The organism is Bartonella callosciuri, assembly GCF_014203215.1.
GTDB lineage: Bacteria > Pseudomonadota > Alphaproteobacteria > Rhizobiales > Rhizobiaceae > Bartonella > Bartonella callosciuri.
On the sequence record NZ_JACHIM010000001.1, the window covers coordinates 259866 to 282127 of the forward strand.

General features: G+C 38.8%; 15 protein-coding genes, 1 other RNA gene and 3 pseudogenes. 9 read left to right on the top strand and 10 right to left on the bottom strand.

Annotation, left to right across the window (positions count from 1 at the left end; all coding sequences use genetic code 11):
* Positions 1–190: 190 nt before the first annotated feature.
* The 7 genes and pseudogenes from HNQ69_RS01135 to HNQ69_RS01165 all read right to left on the bottom strand — a co-directional run bounded on the left by HNQ69_RS01135 (position 191) and on the right by HNQ69_RS01165 (position 8931).
* Positions 191–2006, bottom strand: a pseudogene (locus HNQ69_RS01135) (acetolactate synthase 3 large subunit).
* A gap of 271 nt (positions 2007–2277) precedes the next feature.
* Positions 2278–3150 carry a tRNA (adenosine(37)-N6)-dimethylallyltransferase MiaA gene (miaA, locus tag HNQ69_RS01140; protein WP_183228275.1) on the bottom strand — a complete coding sequence of 291 codons (873 nt, stop codon included), beginning with the start codon at positions 3148–3150 and terminating at the stop codon, positions 2278–2280.
* Positions 3151–3752: 602 nt separating this feature from the next.
* Positions 3753–5264 (bottom strand): Do family serine endopeptidase, encoded by a 1512-nt coding sequence (locus HNQ69_RS01145; RefSeq protein WP_183228276.1) that lies wholly within the window; start codon positions 5262–5264, stop codon positions 3753–3755.
* Positions 5265–5419: 155 nt separating this feature from the next.
* Complete coding sequence (gene hflC / locus HNQ69_RS01150) at positions 5420–6355, bottom strand: protease modulator HflC (protein WP_183228277.1); 936 nt, start codon at positions 6353–6355, stop codon at positions 5420–5422.
* 2 nt (positions 6356–6357) lie between these two features.
* Entirely contained in the window at positions 6358–7503 is a 1146-nt protein-coding gene (gene hflK / locus HNQ69_RS01155) for an FtsH protease activity modulator HflK (RefSeq protein WP_183228278.1), read from the bottom strand.
* A 127-nt stretch (positions 7504–7630) separates the two neighbouring features.
* Entirely contained in the window at positions 7631–8140 is a 510-nt protein-coding gene (locus tag HNQ69_RS01160; RefSeq protein ID WP_183228279.1) for a dihydrofolate reductase, read from the bottom strand.
* Positions 8137–8931 (bottom strand): thymidylate synthase, encoded by a 795-nt coding sequence (locus HNQ69_RS01165; protein ID WP_183228280.1) that lies wholly within the window; start codon positions 8929–8931, stop codon positions 8137–8139. The genes HNQ69_RS01160 and HNQ69_RS01165 overlap by 4 nt, the downstream gene beginning before the upstream one ends.
* A 213-nt stretch (positions 8932–9144) precedes the next feature.
* On the opposite strand from HNQ69_RS01165, the gene HNQ69_RS01170 reads away from it, so the two are divergent.
* A complete protein-coding gene (locus tag HNQ69_RS01170; protein WP_183228281.1) occupies positions 9145–10452 on the top strand; it encodes an MFS family transporter in 1308 nt (435 codons plus the stop codon).
* A 73-nt stretch (positions 10453–10525) separates the two neighbouring features.
* Here the strand turns inward: HNQ69_RS01170 and HNQ69_RS01175 are convergent.
* A pseudogene (locus tag HNQ69_RS01175) lies at positions 10526–10829 on the bottom strand (DUF2853 family protein).
* Between the two features lie 96 nt (positions 10830–10925).
* Between HNQ69_RS01175 and ssrA the strand changes: the two are divergent.
* The 5 genes from ssrA to HNQ69_RS01200 all read left to right on the top strand — a co-directional run bounded on the left by ssrA (position 10926) and on the right by HNQ69_RS01200 (position 14926).
* Positions 10926–11282: a transfer-messenger RNA gene (gene ssrA / locus HNQ69_RS01180) on the top strand.
* Positions 11283–11475: 193 nt separating this feature from the next.
* Positions 11476–12021: an SspB family protein gene (locus HNQ69_RS01185; protein ID WP_183228282.1), complete on the top strand. Its 546-nt coding sequence runs from the start codon at positions 11476–11478 to the stop codon at positions 12019–12021.
* A gap of 12 nt (positions 12022–12033) precedes the next feature.
* Complete coding sequence (locus tag HNQ69_RS01190) at positions 12034–12216, top strand: DUF4169 family protein (RefSeq protein ID WP_183228283.1); 183 nt, start codon at positions 12034–12036, stop codon at positions 12214–12216.
* Positions 12217–12228: 12 nt separating this feature from the next.
* On the top strand, positions 12229–12474 hold the full coding sequence (locus tag HNQ69_RS01195; RefSeq protein ID WP_183228284.1) for a ribbon-helix-helix domain-containing protein: 246 nt from the start codon (positions 12229–12231) through the stop codon (positions 12472–12474).
* Between the two features lie 112 nt (positions 12475–12586).
* Complete coding sequence (locus HNQ69_RS01200) at positions 12587–14926, top strand: ATP-dependent helicase (protein ID WP_183228285.1); 2340 nt, start codon at positions 12587–12589, stop codon at positions 14924–14926.
* A gap of 62 nt (positions 14927–14988) precedes the next feature.
* On the opposite strand, the pseudogene HNQ69_RS07715 reads toward HNQ69_RS01200, so the two are convergent.
* Positions 14989–15622: pseudogene (locus HNQ69_RS07715) on the bottom strand (DapH/DapD/GlmU-related protein).
* 138 nt (positions 15623–15760) lie between these two features.
* On the opposite strand from HNQ69_RS07715, the gene HNQ69_RS01215 reads away from it, so the two are divergent.
* The 3 genes from HNQ69_RS01215 to HNQ69_RS01225 are packed head-to-tail and all read left to right on the top strand — an operon-like array spanning position 15761 to position 19086.
* The gene (locus HNQ69_RS01215; protein ID WP_183228287.1) at positions 15761–16342 is read left to right on the top strand and encodes an SCO family protein; all 582 of its coding nucleotides are present in this window, start codon (positions 15761–15763) and stop codon (positions 16340–16342) included.
* Positions 16343–16372: 30 nt separating this feature from the next.
* Positions 16373–17242, top strand: a complete 870-nt coding sequence (locus tag HNQ69_RS01220; protein WP_183228288.1) for a 50S ribosomal protein L11 methyltransferase — start codon at positions 16373–16375, stop codon at positions 17240–17242.
* 17 nt (positions 17243–17259) lie between these two features.
* Positions 17260–19086, top strand: coding sequence for an aminopeptidase P family protein (locus tag HNQ69_RS01225; RefSeq protein ID WP_183228289.1), 1827 nt, complete (start codon positions 17260–17262; stop codon positions 19084–19086).
* A 1007-nt stretch (positions 19087–20093) separates the two neighbouring features.
* Here the strand turns inward: HNQ69_RS01225 and ligA are convergent.
* The gene (gene ligA / locus HNQ69_RS01230; protein ID WP_183228290.1) at positions 20094–22253 is read right to left on the bottom strand and encodes an NAD-dependent DNA ligase LigA; all 2160 of its coding nucleotides are present in this window, start codon (positions 22251–22253) and stop codon (positions 20094–20096) included.
* Positions 22254–22262: the final 9 nt, after the last annotated feature.

Sequence of the window (22262 nt, forward strand, 5' to 3'; positions counted from 1 at the left end):
CAGAAAATTTAAAATTAAGACACATATGCACTTCAGCTGCCCCATGTTTAGAACTAAAAAATAGCTAAAGCAAAACTTTAAATTTACAAAATTATAACTGCAAATTTTTCATAAAAAAAACTGCCAAAAATGAGGAATAGAGGCAAAAACTCAAAAAAATTAATGACTATCAAATCCCTTCATTATTTGATTAAAATATTAATTTTAATACAAAAATTTGTCCCTCAGCAGAAATAGCATTTGCAACTGCTTCATCATAAGCCTCATCAGGTAACAGCATATCATTATGCGCGCATCCAGATGGGATCATGGGAAAACAATTTTCTAAATTATCAACATGGCAATTGAAGAGAAATGGCTTATCAGAATCAATCATTTGCTGAATTTTATCACCAAGTTCATCCGGTTTTGAACAATGAATACCAACCGCCCCGTAAGCTTGTGCTAATTTCACAAAATCAGGCATCGATTCCGTATAAGAATGAGAAAGACGATTGCCATACAGCAATTGCTGCCACTGGCGGATCGTCCCCATATACCGATTATTTAAAATAAAAATTTTCACTGGTGCATTATGCTGAACTGCTGTTGCTAGTTCTTGAATACTCATCTGAATTGAAGCATCACCAAAAATACATACAACCAGGGAATCAGGATGTCCTATTTGAACACCAATAGCAGGGGAAAGACCATACCCCACAGTCCCAAGATCATCAGACGTCATCCAATATTTTGGTTCATCAAAGCGATAATACTGCGCAGCCCACATTTGATGCTGTCCAACATCCGTTGTGACATAAGCACGCACATTTTGGTAAGTGCATAAAGCCGTTCAAGAACATATTGTGGCATAATAACATCTTTTTTCACCATATATATGCCAATGAATTACACACTTTCCAACGATTAATTTGTATCCACCACGCATTACGACTCTCGCTCTTAAATATTGGTTTCTGCATATTCAAGTGTTGATTTATATCTCCTAAAACATCAGTCACCTCACCAATAAGTAGAACGTCTACTTTTACAATCTTATTAATAGAAGGAAGATCAATATCAATATGGATAATGCGTGCATGAGGTGCAAATGCATCAAGCCGTCCCGTGACACGATCATTAAACCGTGCACCAAGCACTAACGGCTACCATAACATCACAATCATGCGTAGCCATATTAGCCTCATAAACTCCATGCATTCCAAGCCAGTTTTTGCGAGAAACTGGATAAGCACCAAGTCCCATGAGTGTTGAGGTAATCGGAAAATCTCCCAATTGAACCAAATCACGCAAAAGCTGTACAGCTTGAGGACCCGATGAAATAACACCACCACCAGAATAGATAACAGAGCGTTTTGCTTCTTTTAAAAGAGAAACTGCTCATTCAATAGCCTTTCTATTCTCTTTCGATTGTGGAAAAGAACGCACAAATGCCGAAACTTGAGGCGCTCTATAAATACCCAAAGCAAATTGAATATCCTTAGGAATATCAACCAAAACTGGCCCTGCACGTCCTGATTGGGCAATCGAAAAAGTTTTATGAATGATAGTCGCAAGATCATTTACATCTTTAACCAACCAATTATACTTAGTACAGGGTTTTGTAATACCAACCGTATCAGCCTCTTGAAAAGTATTTGTTCCAATCAGGGTTGTCGGTACCTTATCAGAAAAACAAACAAGAGGGATAGAATCCATGAGTGCATCTTGCAAAGGTGTTACAGCATTCATTGCACCTGGACCAGAAGTTACAAGCATAACAGCCTACCTTTCCCGTGCTCCGTGTATCACCTTCAGCCGCATGACTTGCTGCTTATTCATGACGCACCAAAATGTGCTGAACTTCATTTTATTGATAAATAACATCAAAAATAGGAAGGACAGCTCCACCAGGATAACAGAAAAGATTGTTTAACGCCTTGATCTATAAGAGCTTGAACCACCATCTCAGTCCCTGACATCATTTTTCCGTCCATACTCTCTTGTATTCTTGGATGATGTGTCATTTTCCCACTCGCCCACTTGATAACACAATAAAAAAGCCCCCGAAGGAGCCCATAAAAAAGGCCACAAGAGAGCCTACTACACGCGAAAAGCATATACTGTACGATCACTCCCGCCTTATTCTAATGCACAACATATATAAGAATAACAGTCTTTGTAAAATAGTTCCTAATTCCATTGACAACATTCGTCAATCAAAAATTATCCTTCCTAAAAATTTTTCATTCACAATAATCTTTCTTAAATTGCTGTTGAAGCTTTTTAGCTCTCTTATCAAGAAATAAGCCTCCATCCTGTATCAAATTGATTACGAAACCATGTCATTTGCCTTTTCGCATATCTCCTTGTTTGTGTCTTTACCATTTCAAGAGCATGCTCAAAACTTCTATATCCATCCAAATAAGCTATAAATTCAGGTATACCAATCGCTTTCATTACTGGCACAAAAGGAGAAAGCTTAAGCCTTTTCACTGCAACGACCTCTTCTAAAACACCTTGTTCAATCATAGAATCTAACCGCTTATGAATACGTTCATAAAGCTGTTGACGTGGTGGAATAAGAAGAATTTTTTCTGCACAATCTGACGAAATCAGAGGAGGAGTTTTTTGCTTATGCCACCAACTGAGCTTCTTACCTGTGGCATCATAAACTTCCAAAGCACGGACAAGACGCTGGCCATCTTGCGAAGAAATTTTCTCAGCAAGAACAGAATCAACTTGCAATAATCGGTGATAAAGACTTTCAGCACCCTCTTTATCAAGTCGTAATCGCCATTTTTGCCGCAAAGCATCAGGAATAGAAGGAATTTCTGCAATTCCTTCTAAAAGGGCACGAAAATAAAGCCCAGTTCCACCAACAAAAATAAGTGATTTTGTCGTAAACCTATTTAACAACTTCTCAACATCACACAACCATTGCCATACTGAATAATTCAGAGAAGGACTCACATAACCATAAAGATAGTGAGGCACAATCGCAGTATCAGCGCCCGACGGCCGAGCCGTTAAAATGTTTAAAACATCATAAACCTGCATTGAATCGGTATTAATGATGAGAGCATTTTTTTCTTGAGCCATTTGTAAGGCAAGCGCTGATTTTCCACTTGCAGTTGGCCCCGCTATTAATATAATTTTCCTCCGTGTCATGAATGGAAATTCCTATAGCCATCATTCAACAATTTATTGCGATCCGCATAACCAACTCCAAAACGCTATATTTTATCTCCATTTTTATAAAGTGAGCACTTCAAACCAAAGACAAATAGAACTTCTCTGTTCAACATAGAGAAAGTGCCTATATAACCTCCCCCCTTTGAAAAAATAAAAAAACACAATAACGATACCGAAAGAATCTCAAGGCATCTCTTCTTACTATGACGATTCAATAAAAAATACAGCGACAAAATTTCTTTCACACTGTCCATCATAAACAAACATACTCTTTATAATCATATAAAAAATATTTAACCTAATACATTATAATCATACAGCTTTTTTTATACAAAAAGAGATGATATTCAGGCTTATAATGCGGATCCTACAAACTGCTCTTTCATACTCTCTTTTTCTTGCAACTGTTTTTTTTCCATTAACTATGAAACAAAAACACATAGCACTTATAGACTACGAGCTCTGATATGAAACTTTTTGCATAATTTCTATTTTGCAAATTAAAGAGAAAAACACAAAGGATTAAATACACATTTTTAAAAAATGAATCCCAAAAACAAACCTTAATCCCCAAAATATCAATCCATTGGAACTGTTACAAATCGTAACTCCCCATTTGGCTGTGAAACAATGAATAAAGCATTTTTGCGTCCAGCTTCACGTAATTTATGAATGCGTTTTTTAGCCTCGTCGACTGTTGTGACAGAACTTTGATTGATCTCAACAATTACTTCACCAAGGCGAATACGTTTTTTATCTGCCGCGCTATTTTGTGCAACAGATGTCACCACTAGTCCCTGAAGTTTATCCGTAATTAAATAACGATGACGTAAATCTTCTGTAAGCTGAGATAATGTCATTCCCATAAATTGCATTGTCACGCTTTTCGATGCAACACTGCCTTTTTCATTATCAGATTCTTCTTCTGTATTTTCATCTGTCTCAATCAAACGTCCAAGTTTAACTTTTACTATTTTTTTCTGTTTATTCCGTAAAACAGTAACATCCACTACTTTTCCTTCCGGACTTTCTGCTACTAAACGCGGTAAATCACGTGCATGTTTAATTTTTGCATTCCCAAAGGCAAGAATAATATCTCCAGTCTTCAGCTGACTATTATCGACATCCGCCTGTTCCATTTTACCAGCCACTAATGCTCCCACAGCACTGTCTAGTTTTAAACTTTTTGCAATATCTTCTGTCACCGGTTGAATATGAATAGCCAACCAACCACGCCTTATTTCTCCAAAATCACGTAACTGATTAATCACAGAAAGAGCCATATCTGATGGAATAGCAAAACCAATACCAATAGATCCTCCAGAAGGTGAAATAATTGCTGTATTAATCCCGATCACCTCACCATTTCTATCAAATAACGGCCCACCAGAATTGCCTCGATTGATCGCTGCATCTGTTTGAATAAAATTGTCATAAGGACCCGCATTAAGATCACGATTGCGTGCGGAAATAATACCAACCGTTACACTTCCACCAAAACCATAAGGGTTACCGATAGCCATAACCCAATCACCAATACGTGCCTTTTCTGATTCACCAAAACGTACAGCTTTTAATTTTCTATTTCCTGCATCCACTTGAAGCAGTGCTAAATCAGTCTTGCTATCCTTTCCAAGCAATTTTGCTTTTAGTTTTGTACCATCGGTAAAGTTAACTTCAATATCATCAGCATCAACGATAACATGGTAATTTGTAACAATAAGCCCCCTTTGTGCATCAATCACAAAACCAGACCCTAAAGAACGGATTTTTTGAAACTGACTATCTTTTCGACCATCTTTGGGTGTAAAAAAATCACTAAAATATTCTTGTAACAACGAATCTTTTGGTATAACCGGTACCGCAGTATGTTCATCCTGTTCGGTTCCATCGACGGTCTGTGCTATAGAAATATTCACAACCGTCTCCAAAAGCTCAGCAGCCAAATCAGAAATAGAAAGACCTGCATCTTTTGTATCTTCCCCCCAAGAGAGACTGATTGATCCCGATAACAACAAAACCACACAGACAACAACTCTTGTGACAAAAAACTTCAAAGACGTATTTTTATCTACGATATTTCTACTCATAACATTCCTTTAACAAAATGCTGCAAAGAGCCACACTAAATTTATCTACGCAAAGTCAAGGTGGCTCAAGACTCTTACTATTTTCATCATAAAAGAAAGCAACAATAGATCACACCTCTCATATAAAAACGCGTGCTTACAATCCATTATTTCCCTTATTCTCCCCCTGTTTTGGGACCAGTTTTACTAAGTCCAGTATTCATTGTTGATGAAAACCTTCTCTTTTCCTGCAACGGATTGCGGAAATAGAAAAAGAAATCCTCGTTTGGTGAAATTACCATCGGAACACGCTCCAAATTCTTATACTGTTCCATTGCTAACCAAAAATCGTAAAAGGACGGATTAGCCTCCCGCGCATTCAATAAGAGACGAATACTTTCAGCCTGTCCTTCACCACGGGTAATTTCAGCATCACGCTTTGCAGCTGCCACGATCTCTTCATATTTACGATTAGCTTCCGCCACGATACGATCTCGCTCCTGCTGACCACGAGCACGAATATTTTCCGCAGCAGCCTCACGTTCAGCTGCCATTTGCCGATAAACATCTTCTGAAACAGCATCTGTTAAATCAGTTTTGCGAATACGTACATCAACAATAGTAATGCCTAACGAACCTGCATCTACAGAAAACTGCCGCTGAACTTCAGCCATCATCACTCCCCGCTCATCTGATAAAGCCGCCCTAAATTCTCTTTTACCATAAACAGCACGCAAAGCATCAATAAAACGCGGTGCAAGATTTTCACGTGCCGCAATTTGCGGACGCCCAGAAGCGATGCGTTGTAGGAACAACTTAGGATCTGTAATACGATAAATAAAGAACGCATCGACCTCATAATAAGCACCACCACGAACCTGCACAGATTGTGTAGGAACATCGTAACGCAACAACCGATTATCAACAACAATCATCTTATCTGCAAAGGGCACTTTAAAATAGATTCCGGGATTAGACTCTACCTTAACAATTTGTCCAAAACGCTTAATTGCTACTTGCTGACGAGGATAAACGATAAAAATAGACATCCACAAAACTATCAAAAGAAGTACTATGGTACTAAAAGTCAATAAGAAACGAGACTGCTGCATAATTAGCGTCCTCCAGAAATGCGAGAATCTAAAAGCGATGCAGAACGTGCTGATGTTTTTTTCGCGTTCTCTGATGAATTACTGAGTAGAAATTCATTCAGAGGTAAATAGGGCACCGCCGGAGAATTTATTTGATCAAGAACCAACTTATTTGGCGAAGAGAGAACACGCCCTATCGTCTCCATATAAAGACGATAACGGGTAGCCTCTGGAGAAATTGCAGCTTCACGGGCGATAGCCTGAAAACGTTCAGCCCGTCCTCTTGCCTCTTCAACCATTTGTGCCTTTTCACCCTTTGCGATTTCCCGTGTACGTGAAGCTTCACCATTTGCTAAACCAATTTTAGTAAAATGCACACGATTCCCTTCCTCAATCATTCGCCCACGTTCTTGCTCTGCCTGCTGAACAGAATTAAACGCAGCAGCAACTTTTGTAGGAGGAGCAGCTTCACTGATCGACACCCTGCTTATTTCAACACCAAGTTGATATTTATCCACAGTCAGCTGGATAATTTTCCTAACGTCATTAGCCACTTCTTCCTTCTTGTCACGTAAGACATCATCAACGGGTCTTGAACCAATGACTTCACGCATTGCACTCTCAGCAACCTGACGAACTGTCCCTTCTTGATCATTCACATTGAATAAAAATTGACCTGGGCGTGAAATCCGATAGTAAACAGAAAAATTAACATTAACAATATTCTGATCACTCGAAAGCATCAAGCCTTCACTTTGTTGTACCTGACCAGGATGTCCACCAATTGCGATTGTTTTTTCCGTCAAAGGCACTTTCATATAGGCCTCAATCGGCCAAAAATGAAAATGCAATCCATCACCAATAACACCTGCCTTAGGAACACCAAAGCGCAACTCCACCGCTTGTTCATTTTGCTGAACAATATAAATAGACTGATATAACCAAAGAAACACACCAAGCAAAAGCAACAGAACAAAAAAGCCACTTCCACCAACGCGTTTAAACTGGTCCTGGCCTTTACGCAAAATATCATCAAGACCGGGGCCATTATCACCACTGTTATTGCCACCAGAACCAAAGAGATTCTTAGCTGATGTTTTTTTGTTCCCACCGAGTTTACTTTTATCGCCACTCCACGGGCCACCACCATTTTGATTTGTCCAGGGCATCATCACCTCTCTAACTGAATACTATTATTAATAAAATACTAACCATTCACTTGATCTTAATCTTATAGGGTGGTTTCATCTGATTACAATGTGACTGACAGGCTCTTTCCACTTACATTATAAACGCTTATTTTCGCTCATAAACCACAAAGCGCGTTGGATAACTGTCTCTCTCTCCTTGTGGAATATATTGTGTTTGCACAATAGTCCACTTTTCTTTATCAAAAACAGGAAAAAAACTATCACCTTTAATGGAAGCTAAGACTTCTGTAAGAAATATTTTATCAGCAATATGCAACCCTTGTTGAAAAATTTCGCCACCACCAATAATAAAAACTGTATCTACACCATTTTGAGAAGCCACCCTTTTTGCAACAGAACAAGCCTGAGATAAAGAGTGCGTAATAACAGCACTTTCAGCTGTAAAGGCATGATTGCGGGTAATAACAATATTTATGCGCCCTGGTAAAGGACGCCCAAGAGAATCCCAAGTTTTTCTCCCCATAATAATGGGTTTACCAAAAGTCAAAGCCTTAAAGCGTTGCAAATCCGTCGATAAGCGCCAAGGCATTGCGCCTTCATGACCAATAACACCATTTTCTGCAACAGCAGCAATTAAACAAACTGAAAAAGTCATACTGCTACCGGCGCCTTGATGTGTGGTTGCGCTTCATAATTAAGCAATTCAAAGTCCTCAAATTTAAAAGAAAAAAGATCTTTTACAGCTGGATTTATCTTCATAAAAGGTAAAGCATTTGGTATACGAGACAATTGAGACCTCGCCTGCTCAAAGTGATTAGAATAAAGATGCGCATCACCCAGAGTATGAATAAAGTCCCCTACTTTAAGACCACATACTTGCGCAATCATCATTGTTAACAATGCATAAGATGCAATATTGAACGGAACCCCCAAAAAAATATCTGCTGAACGTTGATAAAGCTGGCAAGATAATTTACCATCAGCAATATAAAATTGAAAGAGACAATGACAAGGCGGCAACATCATTTCCTCTATTAACGCAGGATTCCACGCTGATACAATTAGGCGACGAGAATCGGGGTTTTTTTTAATCATAGCCAAAAGATTCCTAATTTGGTCAATATGCCTTCCATCATGAGTTGGCCAAGAACGCCACTGATAACCATAAATAGGACCAAGATTTCCTTTTTCATCAGCCCATTCATCCCAAATTGAAACACCATGTTCCTTCAACCACGCGATATTTGTATCACCTTTAAGAAACCACAAAAGCTCATAAATAATCGAACGTAAATGCAATTTTTTCGTTGTTAATAATGGAAATCCATCCTGTAAATCAAACCGCATCTGGTACCCAAAAACCGATCGCGTCCCAACGCCGGTTCGATCTGCACGATCAATGCCTTGATTTAAAACATGCGATAAAAGATCAAGGTATACTTTCATAAAAATATTATGCCCGATTCTGTTAATATAGGAGATAGAAACTATAAAGTTGATAAAAATACAACTTAAATCTCTCTTCTCAAATAGTTTGCGCAAGAAATAATCATGATTTGATGAAATTTTTGACGCAAAAGATAAAATACTTATAGACAGCTCTCAAAGAAATAAATACAGGGGAAAATAAAAAAGTGAAGAGAAAAAAGGGATAGACTTATGAAAAATGAAGCAGCTCTAGCGCCACATAATACAAGAAAACGTGTTCTTTCTATCATATCTAGTGCATCAGGTAATCTGGTGGAATGGTATGATTTTTATGTTTACTCTTTTACATCTATTTATTTTGCATCACAGTTTTTTCCCTCCGATGGAGACGTTGTTACCGAACTTTTAAAGTCTTCTGTTGTCTTTTTTATAGGCTTTCTTATGCGTCCAATTGGTGGTTGGCTCTTCGGATTTATTGCCGATCGTTATGGACGCAAGCGCTCTTTGCTTATTTCTGTTTTTATGATGTGCGGTGGTTCGTTCCTCATTGCTTTACTTCCCACATATGAAACCATTGGAGCAACAGCAGCGGTTCTCCTCATTTTACTCCGTATGCTTCAAGGGCTTTCGGTTGGGGGAGAATATGGCACAACAGCAACTTATATGAGCGAAATTGCTCTCAAAAATCGTCGTGGTTTTTTTAGCTCCTTCCAATATGCCACGCTCATTGGTGGTCAACTTCTCGCAAGTCTTGTTATGTTTACTCTAGCACTCTACTTAACAGAAGACCAGTTAAAAGCATGGGGCTGGCGTCTTCCTTTTGCGATTGGTGGATTAGGGGCAATTGTTGCAATTTACCTGCGTCGTTCGCTTCATGAAACAACAACCAAAGAAAGCCGCTCTCAAAAACAAGCTGGCAGTCTTAAAGAACTTCTATGCAATCACAGAAAAGCTTTCTTTTTAGTGATCGGTTTTACAGCTGGAGGATCACTCACATTTTATACCTGTACGACTTATATGCAAAAATATCTCATCACAACGACTGGATTTGATAAACATACGGCTACAACGATAATGACTGCTGCACTCTTTGTTTTTATGTTACTCCAGCCCATATTTGGTTCTTTAGCCGATAAAATTGGCACAAAAGCTTCACTGCTTATTTGGAGTACTTTATCCGTCATCTTTATAGTTCCTGCACTTAGATACATTGGTAATACTGATAATACATGGATTGCATTATTCGTCGTGATTGGAATGCTCTGCATTATGAGCTTTTATACGTCCGTCTCTGGTATCGTAAAAGCGGAAATGTTTCCTGCTTCAGTACGTGCCATGGGGGTTGGACTCTCTTATGCTATTGCCAATGCACTGTTTGGTGGTTCAGCTGAAACCGTCGCACTTGAATTTAAAAAGACCGGGTATGAATCTGTCTTCCATTTTTACATAGCCGGTATGATGATTATTGCATTCATCTCAGTTCTCTTGATGCCAGATGCTCGAAAAAAAGGATATCTTCAAGGAGATGATATTAATTAACTTTTTAAGTTAACAAAAAAGCCCAGGATATTGGGCTTTTTTGTCATTCATAAAAAATCAATTTTAATATCTTTTAAATTTTATGAAGTCTGTCTAATTCTTTGGCTACCAAATAATAAAAAGTCACACGACTTTTTCTCCGATCTCCAGACATCATTGTGCGACTTTTTCAACAGCCATTTTAGCACTTTGCTCATCAGCACCCAAGACATCTTGAATCCACTTTTCAACGCGTTCTAACTCTTTTGGATCCGATATAGCAATAAGCAATGCATCCTGCTTTTTCATCACCAAAGCTAAACGATGACTAAGGCGTTATATTACTGCTTCATCGGAATTTGGATCATATAATTTAAATCTATTAGATCATTTATCATTCTGCACCATCTCCTTTCCAAAAATTAGCGGCTCTACTTTACAGCGACATCATATCACTTCATAAATAACTAGAGGATTTAAAATATTAACACCCCCCCCTTTTCCAAAGAGCATTCTTCATCTATATTTAAAGAGCTGGCTTGCCAGCTATGGTAATAAATGGACAATGAAATAAACCCATTGGACCCGGGGGCGGTACCCGGCGCCTCCACCAAAATATAAGAAATAAAAATTATATTTTGGTGGGGGCGAAATAGGATCGACAAGGGCGTAAAGATTGCTCTTTTACTCGGCATAGTACCACCGTTATCGGACTAAATGAGTAGTTGCAAATGACAACTATGCGGAAGCACGTCTCGCTGCTTAATGCAGTGCGAATGTTTCAAACTAAGCCTTAAACCGTCGCAGGTTTAAGCGGGGTTCGAAGGCACCTGGCAACAGAAGCCTTCACTTTTATAATGTTACTGATTGATCTTTTAGACATTATTTGTCATAAAATCCCCTATTCTTTTTCGCTTAATTGAGATGCATAATAGAAAAAATATTGCTGGCTTTAAAATACATTCTATTGCACAATATTATTGCATGCTTATCATGATTATTGCATGCTTATCATGCTACATGAAATAAAAGGAATAGACTTTGATGGTTCAAGATCAAATCCGTTACGATATTCTCGTTCAGGATGCGCTTCGTGGAGTTATCCGTAAAGTATTATCAGAAGTTGCTAAAGCAGGTCTTCCGGGAAATCACCATTTTTTTATTACTTTTTTGACAAATGCCCCAGGCATAAAAATCTCTCCGCGGCTTAAAAATCGTTACCCAGAGCAAATGACAATCGTACTACAACATCAATTTAGAGATTTAAGTGTTTCAGAAACAGCCTTCGAAGTTACACTCTCCTTTAGAGAAATTACCGAAAAATTGGTGATTCCTTTTACTTCTATCCAAGTATTTTATGACCCTGTAGCCTCGTTTGAAGCAGCATTTGATCTCCCCTCAAATCTTACCTCTGGAGAAGGTAAAAATTCAGAGAACACTTCATCCACACCACTCATTCTATCCGAAAAACAAAAAAAAGAAAATACACTTACAAAAGAGCAAAATCTTAGCACAAATAAGGAACCCTCAAACAATGATACCAAACCAAGTGCAGATGTCGTTTCCTTAGATTCTTTTCGAAAAAAATAAATAAATTTTCTCATGACTGAACCGATTAACCTTCGCCAATTTCGAAAACAAAAAAAGCGTGCAGAACGAGCTGTTCATGCCAAAGAGAATCGTTACCGTTTTGGACGAACAAAAGCAGAAAAACTTTTCGAGCAAAAGGAGTCTTTAAAAGCACAAAAATTTCTTGATCAAAACCGTTTATGCTGCGACGAGTAAGAGCAAAAGAAAATGGATGATTCTATAGATTGGTCAAAAGCGATGCCACGAAAAATATCTGTTCGAATTGGTGGACACGCAACAAGTGTATCTTTAGAACAGCCATTTCTGGATATTCTCAAAGCCATCGCGCACAAAAAAGGACAATCTTTAGCCTTTATTATTAGGAATATTGACAGTAAAAGACCACAGAAAGTGAATCTTTCGGCTTCGTTACGCGTTTACGCACTTCAGAGCATTCTCACCCAAAATCTTTAATATTTATTTTGTACGATCTCTACCTTTTTATTCAATCGAAAGCATAGCTTTTCTGAGAAAAGTTTTTTTAGACCTAGCACTTAAATTTAAAAAATACTACACAAAAGGTACAATGAATAATTTTCCTAATCACATACCATTTTTCGAAGATGCCCCCCCTCCCCATAAGCATGAAAATAACTCTGGGGGAACCACTGCCCACGCTGTAATAGCAAAAGAGAAAATACAATGTGATGCTGACTATTTAGAAAAACTCAATCCCGAACAACGGCAAGCTGTGCTAAATACAGAAGGACCTCTTTTAGTACTTGCGGGAGCTGGTACTGGAAAAACGCGCGTTCTGACGACCCGTATTTCTCATATTTTACGTTCCGGCCTTGCTTCCCCTAAGCAAATACTCGCTGTAACTTTCACCAATAAAGCAGCCCATGAAATGAAAATGCGTATTGGTGAACTTATTGGTGAAATTGTTGAAGGGATGCCCTGGCTTGGAACTTTCCATTCCACCGGTGCGAAGATTTTACGTCGTCACGCAGAACTTGTTAGCTTAAAAAGCAACTTTACAATTCTTGATGGCGATGATGTTCTTCGCCTTTTAAAACAGCTTATTCAAGCTGAAGGGTTGGATGATAAGCGTTGGCCAGCAAGAAGCCTTGCCATAATGATTGATTCTTGGAAAAATCAAGGACTTTCACCAGAACGCATCTCAGAAAGTGATGCCCATTCCTTTGGTAATGGAATGGGTCGTACACTTTATCGCAGCTATCAGGATAGATTAAAAAGCCTTAATGCTTGTGATTTCGGCGATCTTCTGCTTCATTCTATCTCTCTCTTCCAACATAATCCTGATATTCTTCAAGAATATCATTCCAAATTTCGCTATATTCTTGTAGATGAATATCAAGATACGAACACAGCTCAATATCTTTGGCTTCGCCTTTTGGCGCAACAGTCTAAAGGACAACATGTCAATCTTTGTTGTGTCGGTGATGATGATCAATCTATTTACGGATGGCGTGGCGCTAAAGTCGATAATATATTGCGTTTTGAAAAAGATTTTCCTCCTGCAAAAATTATTCGTTTAGAACGCAACTATCGCTCAACATCCCATATTCTCAAAACCGCTTCTCATTTGATTTCTCATAATCAAGGAAGACTTGGCAAGACCCTTTTTTCTGATCAGCTAAATATCGAAGAAGAAAAAGTAAAAATTCATGCAGCATGGGATTCGGGGGAAGAAGCGCGTGCAATTGGAGAAGAAATTGAGCGCGCGCAACAAGCTGGTCATTCATTAAATCATATGGCTATATTGGTGCGCGCATCATTTCAGATGCGTGAATTTGAAGATCGCTTTGTGACACTTGGTCTTAACTACCGTGTCATTGGCGGCCCACGCTTTTATGAACGAATGGAAATACGTGATGCTATGGCTTATTTACGCGTTGTTGTTCAACCAGCAGATGATTTAGCCTTTGAACGTATTATCAACAAACCTAAACGTGGCTTAGGAGATGCAAGCCTACGCATCCTTTATGAGAGTGCACGTGCACGCGCTATTCCTCTCTTTTCTGCCGCTGCTGCAATAATTGAAACAGATGAGCTAAAACCCAAGGCACGCAGTGCTTTGCGAAACATTATTGAAGACTTTCGTCACTGGCAAAACCTGCTGCAAAACACACCTCATAAAGAGCTTGCCGAAACAATCCTGGAGGATTCAGGTTACACAGCTATGTGGTTAGAAGACCGCTCACCAGAAGCACCAACACGGCTGGAAAATCTCAAAGAAATGATCCGCTCTATGGAACAATTTGAAAGCCTTCATAGCTTTTTAGAACATGTTGCACTGGTGATGGATGCTGAAAATAATGAAAATACCGATGCCGTCAACATTATGACTCTTCATTCAGCCAAAGGACTTGAATTTGAAACAGTTTTTCTTCCTGGTTGGGAAGAAGGCCTCTTTCCCCACCAACGCTCATTGGATGAAGGCGGACGTTTAGGATTAGAAGAAGAACGCAGACTAGCTTATGTAGGACTGACAAGAGCAAAAAAACATTTGCATATATGGTTTGTATCTAATCGAAGAATTCATGGCCTTTGGCAACCTGCGCTCCCCTCCCGTTTTCTGGATGAATTACCAGCAGAACATATCGACTTTATAGAAATGGAAACATCTTATGGGAATTATGGGAAGTTCTACTTTAAGCATCAAAATCCCTTTGCTGATGATTACTCAACACCAGGATGGAAACGTGCACAAAAAAACATTGAAGGACAAGTCATTGCCCAATCAATCTCTGAAACAACATCAGATTTTTCAATCAATGATAGGGTTTTTCATATAAAATTCGGTTATGGTCATATTTCAGCAATAGACGGTCATAAATTGACTATTACATTTGAAAAGGCTGGAGAAAAGCGTGTGCTCGATAATTTTGTAAGCAAAGCCTAGCAGAGTCATAACGCCTCCTCTCTTCAAAAAAAAACATCCATTTTCTCATTTTATTTTGAATATTATTTCCATTTGCGAATAAAAACCTCAAGTGGAAGGTTTTGTATATCAGGCAATGCGTTGTAGATTTTATCAAGCGGCCAATTCCACCCAGGCCATCTCCAAAAGGTGTGCGATCACAGGACCCGAAAAACGCATCCGCAACGGCTTTGCAGGAACACCAGCAACAATCGTCGAAGGCAAAATATCCTTCGTTATAACAGCATTCGCACCAATGATAACCCCATGTCCAATTTTCACCCCAGGCATAATAACTCTGCACCATGCCCAATCCATACATCATGCCCAATGATAACACATTTTGCACAACGCCTTTCACGAAAAAAACTATCTAGCGGCATATAGCGAAAATATTCATTAGGATGATATGTTATTTTATGCGTTGAAAGCCGCTCGACAGGATGCTTTAGTGCATTCACTCATACATGAGATGCAATAGAACAAAAACACCCAATATCGCTATAAGTAGTTTCACTGTTACGCTCAAAATGAGAAAAGTCTCCAACCGTTACATCATGTAAAACCACCTGTTCATTGATTTCCACAGAGCACCCCAATTTACAACCATGTAACCAGGCTGTCGTATTAATACGAGGCCTCATTGTCATGAAAACGAAGATCCTTCTCAATATCCATTCATCTTTCACCAATTGTTTTGCTACAAATAATCTGGAACGATATAGTACCCAAATGAACAAAATTAACCATAAAACAACGATTGCAAAGTTAACCTGCCAATGTTACAATTTTTTATACATCTAAGAGAGTCAAACTATGAAAAATGTCATACGCATCTTGGGGCTAACAGTCATATTTCTTGCAGGAATTTTTATTTACGATACGTTAAGAAATAAACCTTTTGGTGGTGATTTTACACTCACTGATTCCAATGGAAAAACGATCACCGAAGCTGATATTCGAAGCAAGCCTTCAATAATTTTCTTTGGCTTTACCATGTGTCCCGAAAGTTGCCCGACAACACTGCTCAATCTTGATCGATGGCTTACAGCGCTTGGACAAAAAGCTGATAAGTTAGGAATATGGTTTGTTACCGTTGATCCTGAACGCGATACACCAGAAGTGCTCCATAATTATCTCAGCAATTTTAACAGTCAAATCGTTGGCATTAGTGGAGATCCTGAAAAAGTTCATAAAATGATAGATTCTTTTAACATTGTTGCTGAAAAAGTACCTGGAACAGATGGTAACTATTTTTATAACCATACAGCTGCAATTTTTTTACTCAAGAAAGGCGGAAAACTAGCCGGCGTTATCCCTTATGAAACTGAAGAGGATAACGATCAATTAAGAGATGAAACTGCCATTGAACGGCTTAAAAAACTTGTCGCGAATTAAATTGAAGAGCCGATTAAACGAAAGAACAAAATGTCACAGCAAATTCGTCTGTATTATACAGCTTCTAAAAATGAAGCAGAGCGTTTTTATACTCTTATGGAAGCAGCTTTTGATGAAGAAGGATATCCTCTTGCTTTGACAGAGATAGATGAAAAAAATGCCGTGTATGAAGTTTCACTTTATGTAAACAAAGAAAGTCAAGAAAGTGTTTTGAAACGTTTTACACAAATCCTTTCTATAGATCCTGATAAAATCAATGTGGAAATTTTACCCAATATTGATTGGGTACAGAAAAGCCTTGAAGGGCTAAAGCCAATTCATGCAGGCCCTTTTTTTCTTCATGGAAAGCATAACCGAAACGACATTCCACCAAATGTTTTACCACTTGAAATTGAAGCTAGTCAAGCTTTTGGAACAGGACATCATGGAACAACAGCCGGTTGTTTAGAAATGATTGCCAAAGTGTTACAAAGTGAAAATCCGCAAAATGCCCTTGATCTTGGTACCGGTAGTGGAGTCCTTGCCATTGGCATCGCAACGCTTAAACCTATTGCTATACTTGCATCCGATATTGACCCACTTGCTATTCAAGTTGCGCAATACAATATCCAACTGAATGGTGTAAAAAAATATATCACCGCTGTCATAGCAACAGGTTTTGCCCATGATAAAATTGCATCACGTGCACCCTTTGATCTCATTGTTGCAAATATCCTTGCCAATCCTCTCATTGAACTTGCACAAGAAATGGTACAGGCACTCCAAAAAGGTGGATCACTCATACTCTCTGGAATCCTTGAAGAGCAACATGATGATGTTTTAAAAGCTTATGTAAAACAAGGTCTAGAGCATATTGAAACATACCATCGTCAAGGATGGGTTACTATACATCTGAAATAAAAGGAAAGAAGGTTGTTATGTATCAATCTTTTGAGGCAATAACAAATCCAACTTATGCTCTCGAGCGTATTTCTTCCCTTCGTAGAGAACTTGATCGTCTCGGGTTAGATGGCTTTCTAATCCCACGTACAGATGAACATCAAGGAGAATATGTGCCCCCACATGCTCAACGCCTTAGCTGGCTAACCGGATTTACTGGATCAGCTGGTATTGCACTCATTTTAAAAAACAAAGCCATCATATTCACAGATGGACGTTATAAGCTCCAAGTTCGCCAACAAACTGATCCTCATATTTTTGATTATGAAGATCTAGTGACCTGTTCTCCCTCACAATGGCTTGAAAAAAATGGGAAAAAGCTTGCTATTGGCTTTGATCCATGGCTTCACACCATTGCAGCCACAGATGCATTAAGAAAAGCATTAGAATTTAAAGCAGGTGGAAAACTTATAGAAATTCAACAAAATCCTATTGATCTTATCTGGCATAATCAACCACCATTACCGCGATCTGCCTTATCGGTTCATCCTCTCAAATATGCAGGATGCAATACCGATGAAAAGCTAGCATTAATTCGTGAAAATATACAAAAAGCTAATGCGGATGCTTTCATTTTTACAGATCCTTCCTCTATTGCGTGGACGTTCAATATACGTGGCAATGATGTTCCTAATACACCTTTTACCCTTTGTTTCGCTCTCATTCCCATCAAAGAAACACCAACTTTATTCATTGCATGCAAAAAACTTGGTCTAGAACAGAAACAATATCTGGAACATTATGCAAAATTGGATGAACCAGAACAACTTCTTTCAAAGATTAAAGATTATGTTCAAAAAGGAACAGTTTTTGCTTTAGATCCACAGTTAACGTGCGAAAAATTGCGCACTGTTATTGAAGAAGGAGGCCACTCTTTTATTACGCTTACTGACCCGGCCACTTTGCCGCGCGCCATTAAAAACAACACAGAGCTAGAAGGTGCACGCAAAGCACATTTGCGTGATGGTGTAGCTCTTACTCGTTTTTTTGCTTGGTTAGAGAGACAAAAACCAGGCACAATGAATGAAATTTCTGCTGCTCAAAAATTAGAGGAATTTCGCATCGTGACAGCAAAAGAAATGGGAGAAAAGCTTGAGGACCTCTCTTTTGATACAATCTCAGCAGCAGGTGCAAATGGCGCCATTGTTCATTATCGAGTAAACACTGAAACAAATAAACAACTCAATGCTGGTGAACTTTATCTTGTTGATTCAGGTGGACAATATCGTGATGGCACGACAGATGTCACACGCACAGTGGCAATTGGAAATATTGGAAAAGAAGAAAAACGCTGTTTTACTCTTGTCCTCAAAGGTATGATTGCTCTTTCAACCGCACGGTTCCCCAAAGGTACACGTGGACAAGATATTGATAGTCTAGCACGCATCGCCTTATGGAAAGCGGGTTTTGATTATGCCCATGGCACGGGTCATGGAGTTGGATCTTATCTCTCTGTTCACGAAGGGCCACAAAATCTTTCACGCAATGGGGGGCAAGAATTGGTCCCTGGAATGATCATTTCTAATGAACCTGGATACTACCGTGAAGGTGCTTTTGGCATTCGCATTGAAAATTTGCTTATTGTAAAGCCAGCACAAAAAATTAACGGTGGAAATATAGAAATGCTCTCGTTTGAAACACTCACAAATTGCCCCATTGATCGACGATTAATCCTTCCTGAACTTTTGACAGTAGAGGAGCGGCAATGGCTCAATGATTACCATGCGCATGTTTATCAGGTTAATGCACCTTACTTGAGCGAAGAAGATAAAAAATGGATAAAAGAAGCAACAAAACCTCTTTAAATCAATTAACGTAATTTTTACTCTTTCTACAAAACACAGTACCTCTTCTCTTTTTAAGAGAAAAGTTTGTATTTGCCATCAAAAAATATTTCTCTAAGAGGCTTTAAGTTTTTTACTGATATGGCAAACGCTAATCCACATGGAACAAGAGGAATGTCCTTGCAAACGAGTAATGCTTATTTTACTCCTATCCTCTACCGCCTCCACACAATTATACTCTTTATTCTGCTATGATGGAAACTTTCATTATCACTCTCAGTATATGCTCCATCATATCTATTATAATCAGCTTACTATTATAATGTTCTGAACTCAAAATTTTTGCACACTGATTCAAAGTTTTTATCTTTTCAGTTTGCCTCACAATGATAATCTCTATATTTTGTGATAATGGAGTTTGTATATTCTTCGTGATAGCGACTAAAGTGTAATATGAGATTCAATGTTAATCATTTTTAACATTCAATAAATTACTAAGTTCATGGCGCACTGCTATTGCCAAAAAGTAAATATTAAAACTGCCTTTTTGTGGACAATCATCCATAGTACGCTAAAATTGTTGCTCAATTGATTATATTCATACGTACCAATTCGGAACTATTTTCAATATAAGGAATCTATACCCCCGAAAAAGCCTTCTCATACGGCTTTTTGATAAGCTTCGCTCTATCTAGTTCTTCAAGCTTTAAAGGTATAAGCAATATATTCATTTTTTCGTAATACAGTTGAAGCACTCCAACTACATTTGTGATGAGATTTTTTTCTTTATCAACAGCAGAAAAAAAGTCCCTCAAAATCAGTAAATTGGACCCAAAAGCAGAATCTTTCTCTTTATCAACAAGCAAAAAAATCTTTTCATTTATCACTGTCCTAAAGGACAATGTTTCATAGCACTAAAGATAATTATAAAATTCCTTAGGGTTGTAGATTAACTTTCCATGTTAATAAAATCGCACCTGATGCAGAATGACAAATACCGGTGCTTTCATCATGCTTATAGAAGATCCCTAAACATAATATCCCTCAATCAACTGAAACCAACTCTCTTCATCTATAACCTCAACACCTAACTCTTGTGCTTTAGCTAATTTTGATCCTGCTCCAGGCCCTGCAACAAGAAGATCAGTTTTTTTAGAAAGTGAAGCGGAAGTCTTTGCCCCTAATCGTTCTGCTAATGCTTTTGCTTCATCGCGTGACATGCGTGCCAAAGTTCCTGTAAAAACAATAGCCTTTCCTGCAACTGGTGAAGAAATTGTCATAGTAGGTTCCTCATCAAGAGGTGTTACTTCCTCAAGCAAAACAGATAAAACCTCACGGTTATGAGCTTCTTGATAAAAATCAATAATTGCGCCCCCTACCTGTGATCCAATTCCTTCGATATTGGTAAGCTCCATCCAAGCCTCATTGCCTTCTGCATCAACCTTATCACATGGCATAGTAGCTGCCATCGCCGCAGTCTTAAAAGCCGTATAATTTCGATAGGTGCGTGCAAGACGTCGTGCATTAACCTCACCAACATGGCGAATTCCTAATGCAAACAAAAAACGGCTTAAAGGAATTTTTCGACGCGCATTAATGGCATCATAAAGTTTACGAACTGAAACAGTGCCAAAACCTTCCATATTTTCTAAACGCGTTAAAGATTTTTCTTGACGCCGTTGTAAAGTAAAAATATCGGCTGGCGTACGAATACAAAGCGTCTCATCTTGAACGTGGAAAAAGAACTCCACCTGTTTTTTCCCAAGTCCCTCAATATCAAAGGCATTGCGCGAAACAAAATGACGAATACGCTCAATCGCTTGTGCTGGACAAATAAGTCCACCTGTGCATCGACGCACAGCTTCACCCACTTCACGAACAGCATGACTCCCACAAGCTGGACACATATGAGGAAAAACAAAAGCAGAAGCCTCTTTTGGACGCTTTGCAGCAATAATATCAACAATTTGAGGGATCACATCACCAGCACGTTGTACAATTACAGTATCGCCTACACGGATATCACGCCCTTCACGAATTGGCTCGCCTTTATGACCAATTCCCTTAATATAATCCTCATTATGCAAGCTTGCATTGGTAATCACCACACCACCAACAGTAATAGGTGCAAGACGCGCAACAGGGGTCAATGCTCCCGTTCGACCTACTTGAATGTCAATGTCTTCCAACAATGCCATAGCTTTTTCTGCTGGAAATTTATGTGCTATTGCCCAACGTGGCGAACGAGATACAAACCCCAAACGCACCTGTAGCATCAAATCATTAACCTTATAAACAACTCCATCAATATCATAGTTTAAGGAATGACGGCATTCCTCGATATCATGATAATAGGAAATAATCTCTTCTACTGTCTTAAAAGCTTTTGTTAATGGATTGATAACAAAGCCATATTCTTTTAGCTTTTTCATCATCTCCATTTGGCTTTTCGCTGGCATTTTACTCACTTCACCCCAAGCGTAGGCAAAAAATCGAAGTTTTCTGCTAGCAGTTATTCGTGAATCGAGCTGACGTAGCGAACCAGCTGCGGCGTTTCTGGGATTAGCAAAAGTTAACTTGCCTTTTTCCTGTTGACTTCTATTAAGCGCTTGAAAGTCCTCCCGCCCCATATAAACTTCACCACGAACCTCAATAATATCAGGAAAGCTACCTTGCAAGACTTTTGGAATATCAGAAATTGTGCGCGCATTCACAGTTACATTTTCACCGACATATCCATCACCACGCGTCGCAGCACATATAAGTCGCCCCTTTTCATAGCGCAAAGACAAAGATAAACCATCAATCTTTGGCTCAGCCGTTATTTCTAGTATCTGTGTTTCTGGAAGTCGTAAAAAACGACGAAGACGCTCAACAAATTCAGAGACATCGTCAGAGCTAAAGGCATTATCGAGAGAAAGCATCGGCTGTGCATGAACAGATTTTTCAAACTTTTCAGAAACCGGTGCTCCAATTTTATGTGAAGGAGAATCTGCACGAATGAGTTCAGGAAATAGCGCTTCAATTTCTGCGTTACGCCGCCGAAGAGCATCATATTCTGCATCAGAGATTTCAGGCTGGTCATTAGTATTATAAAGCACATCATGACGTGCAATCTCTTTTGCTAACCACTCTAATTCACTTTCTGCTTCAAAAGCAGTAAGATTTTTAATTACGTCCTTGTTCATAAAGTCTAT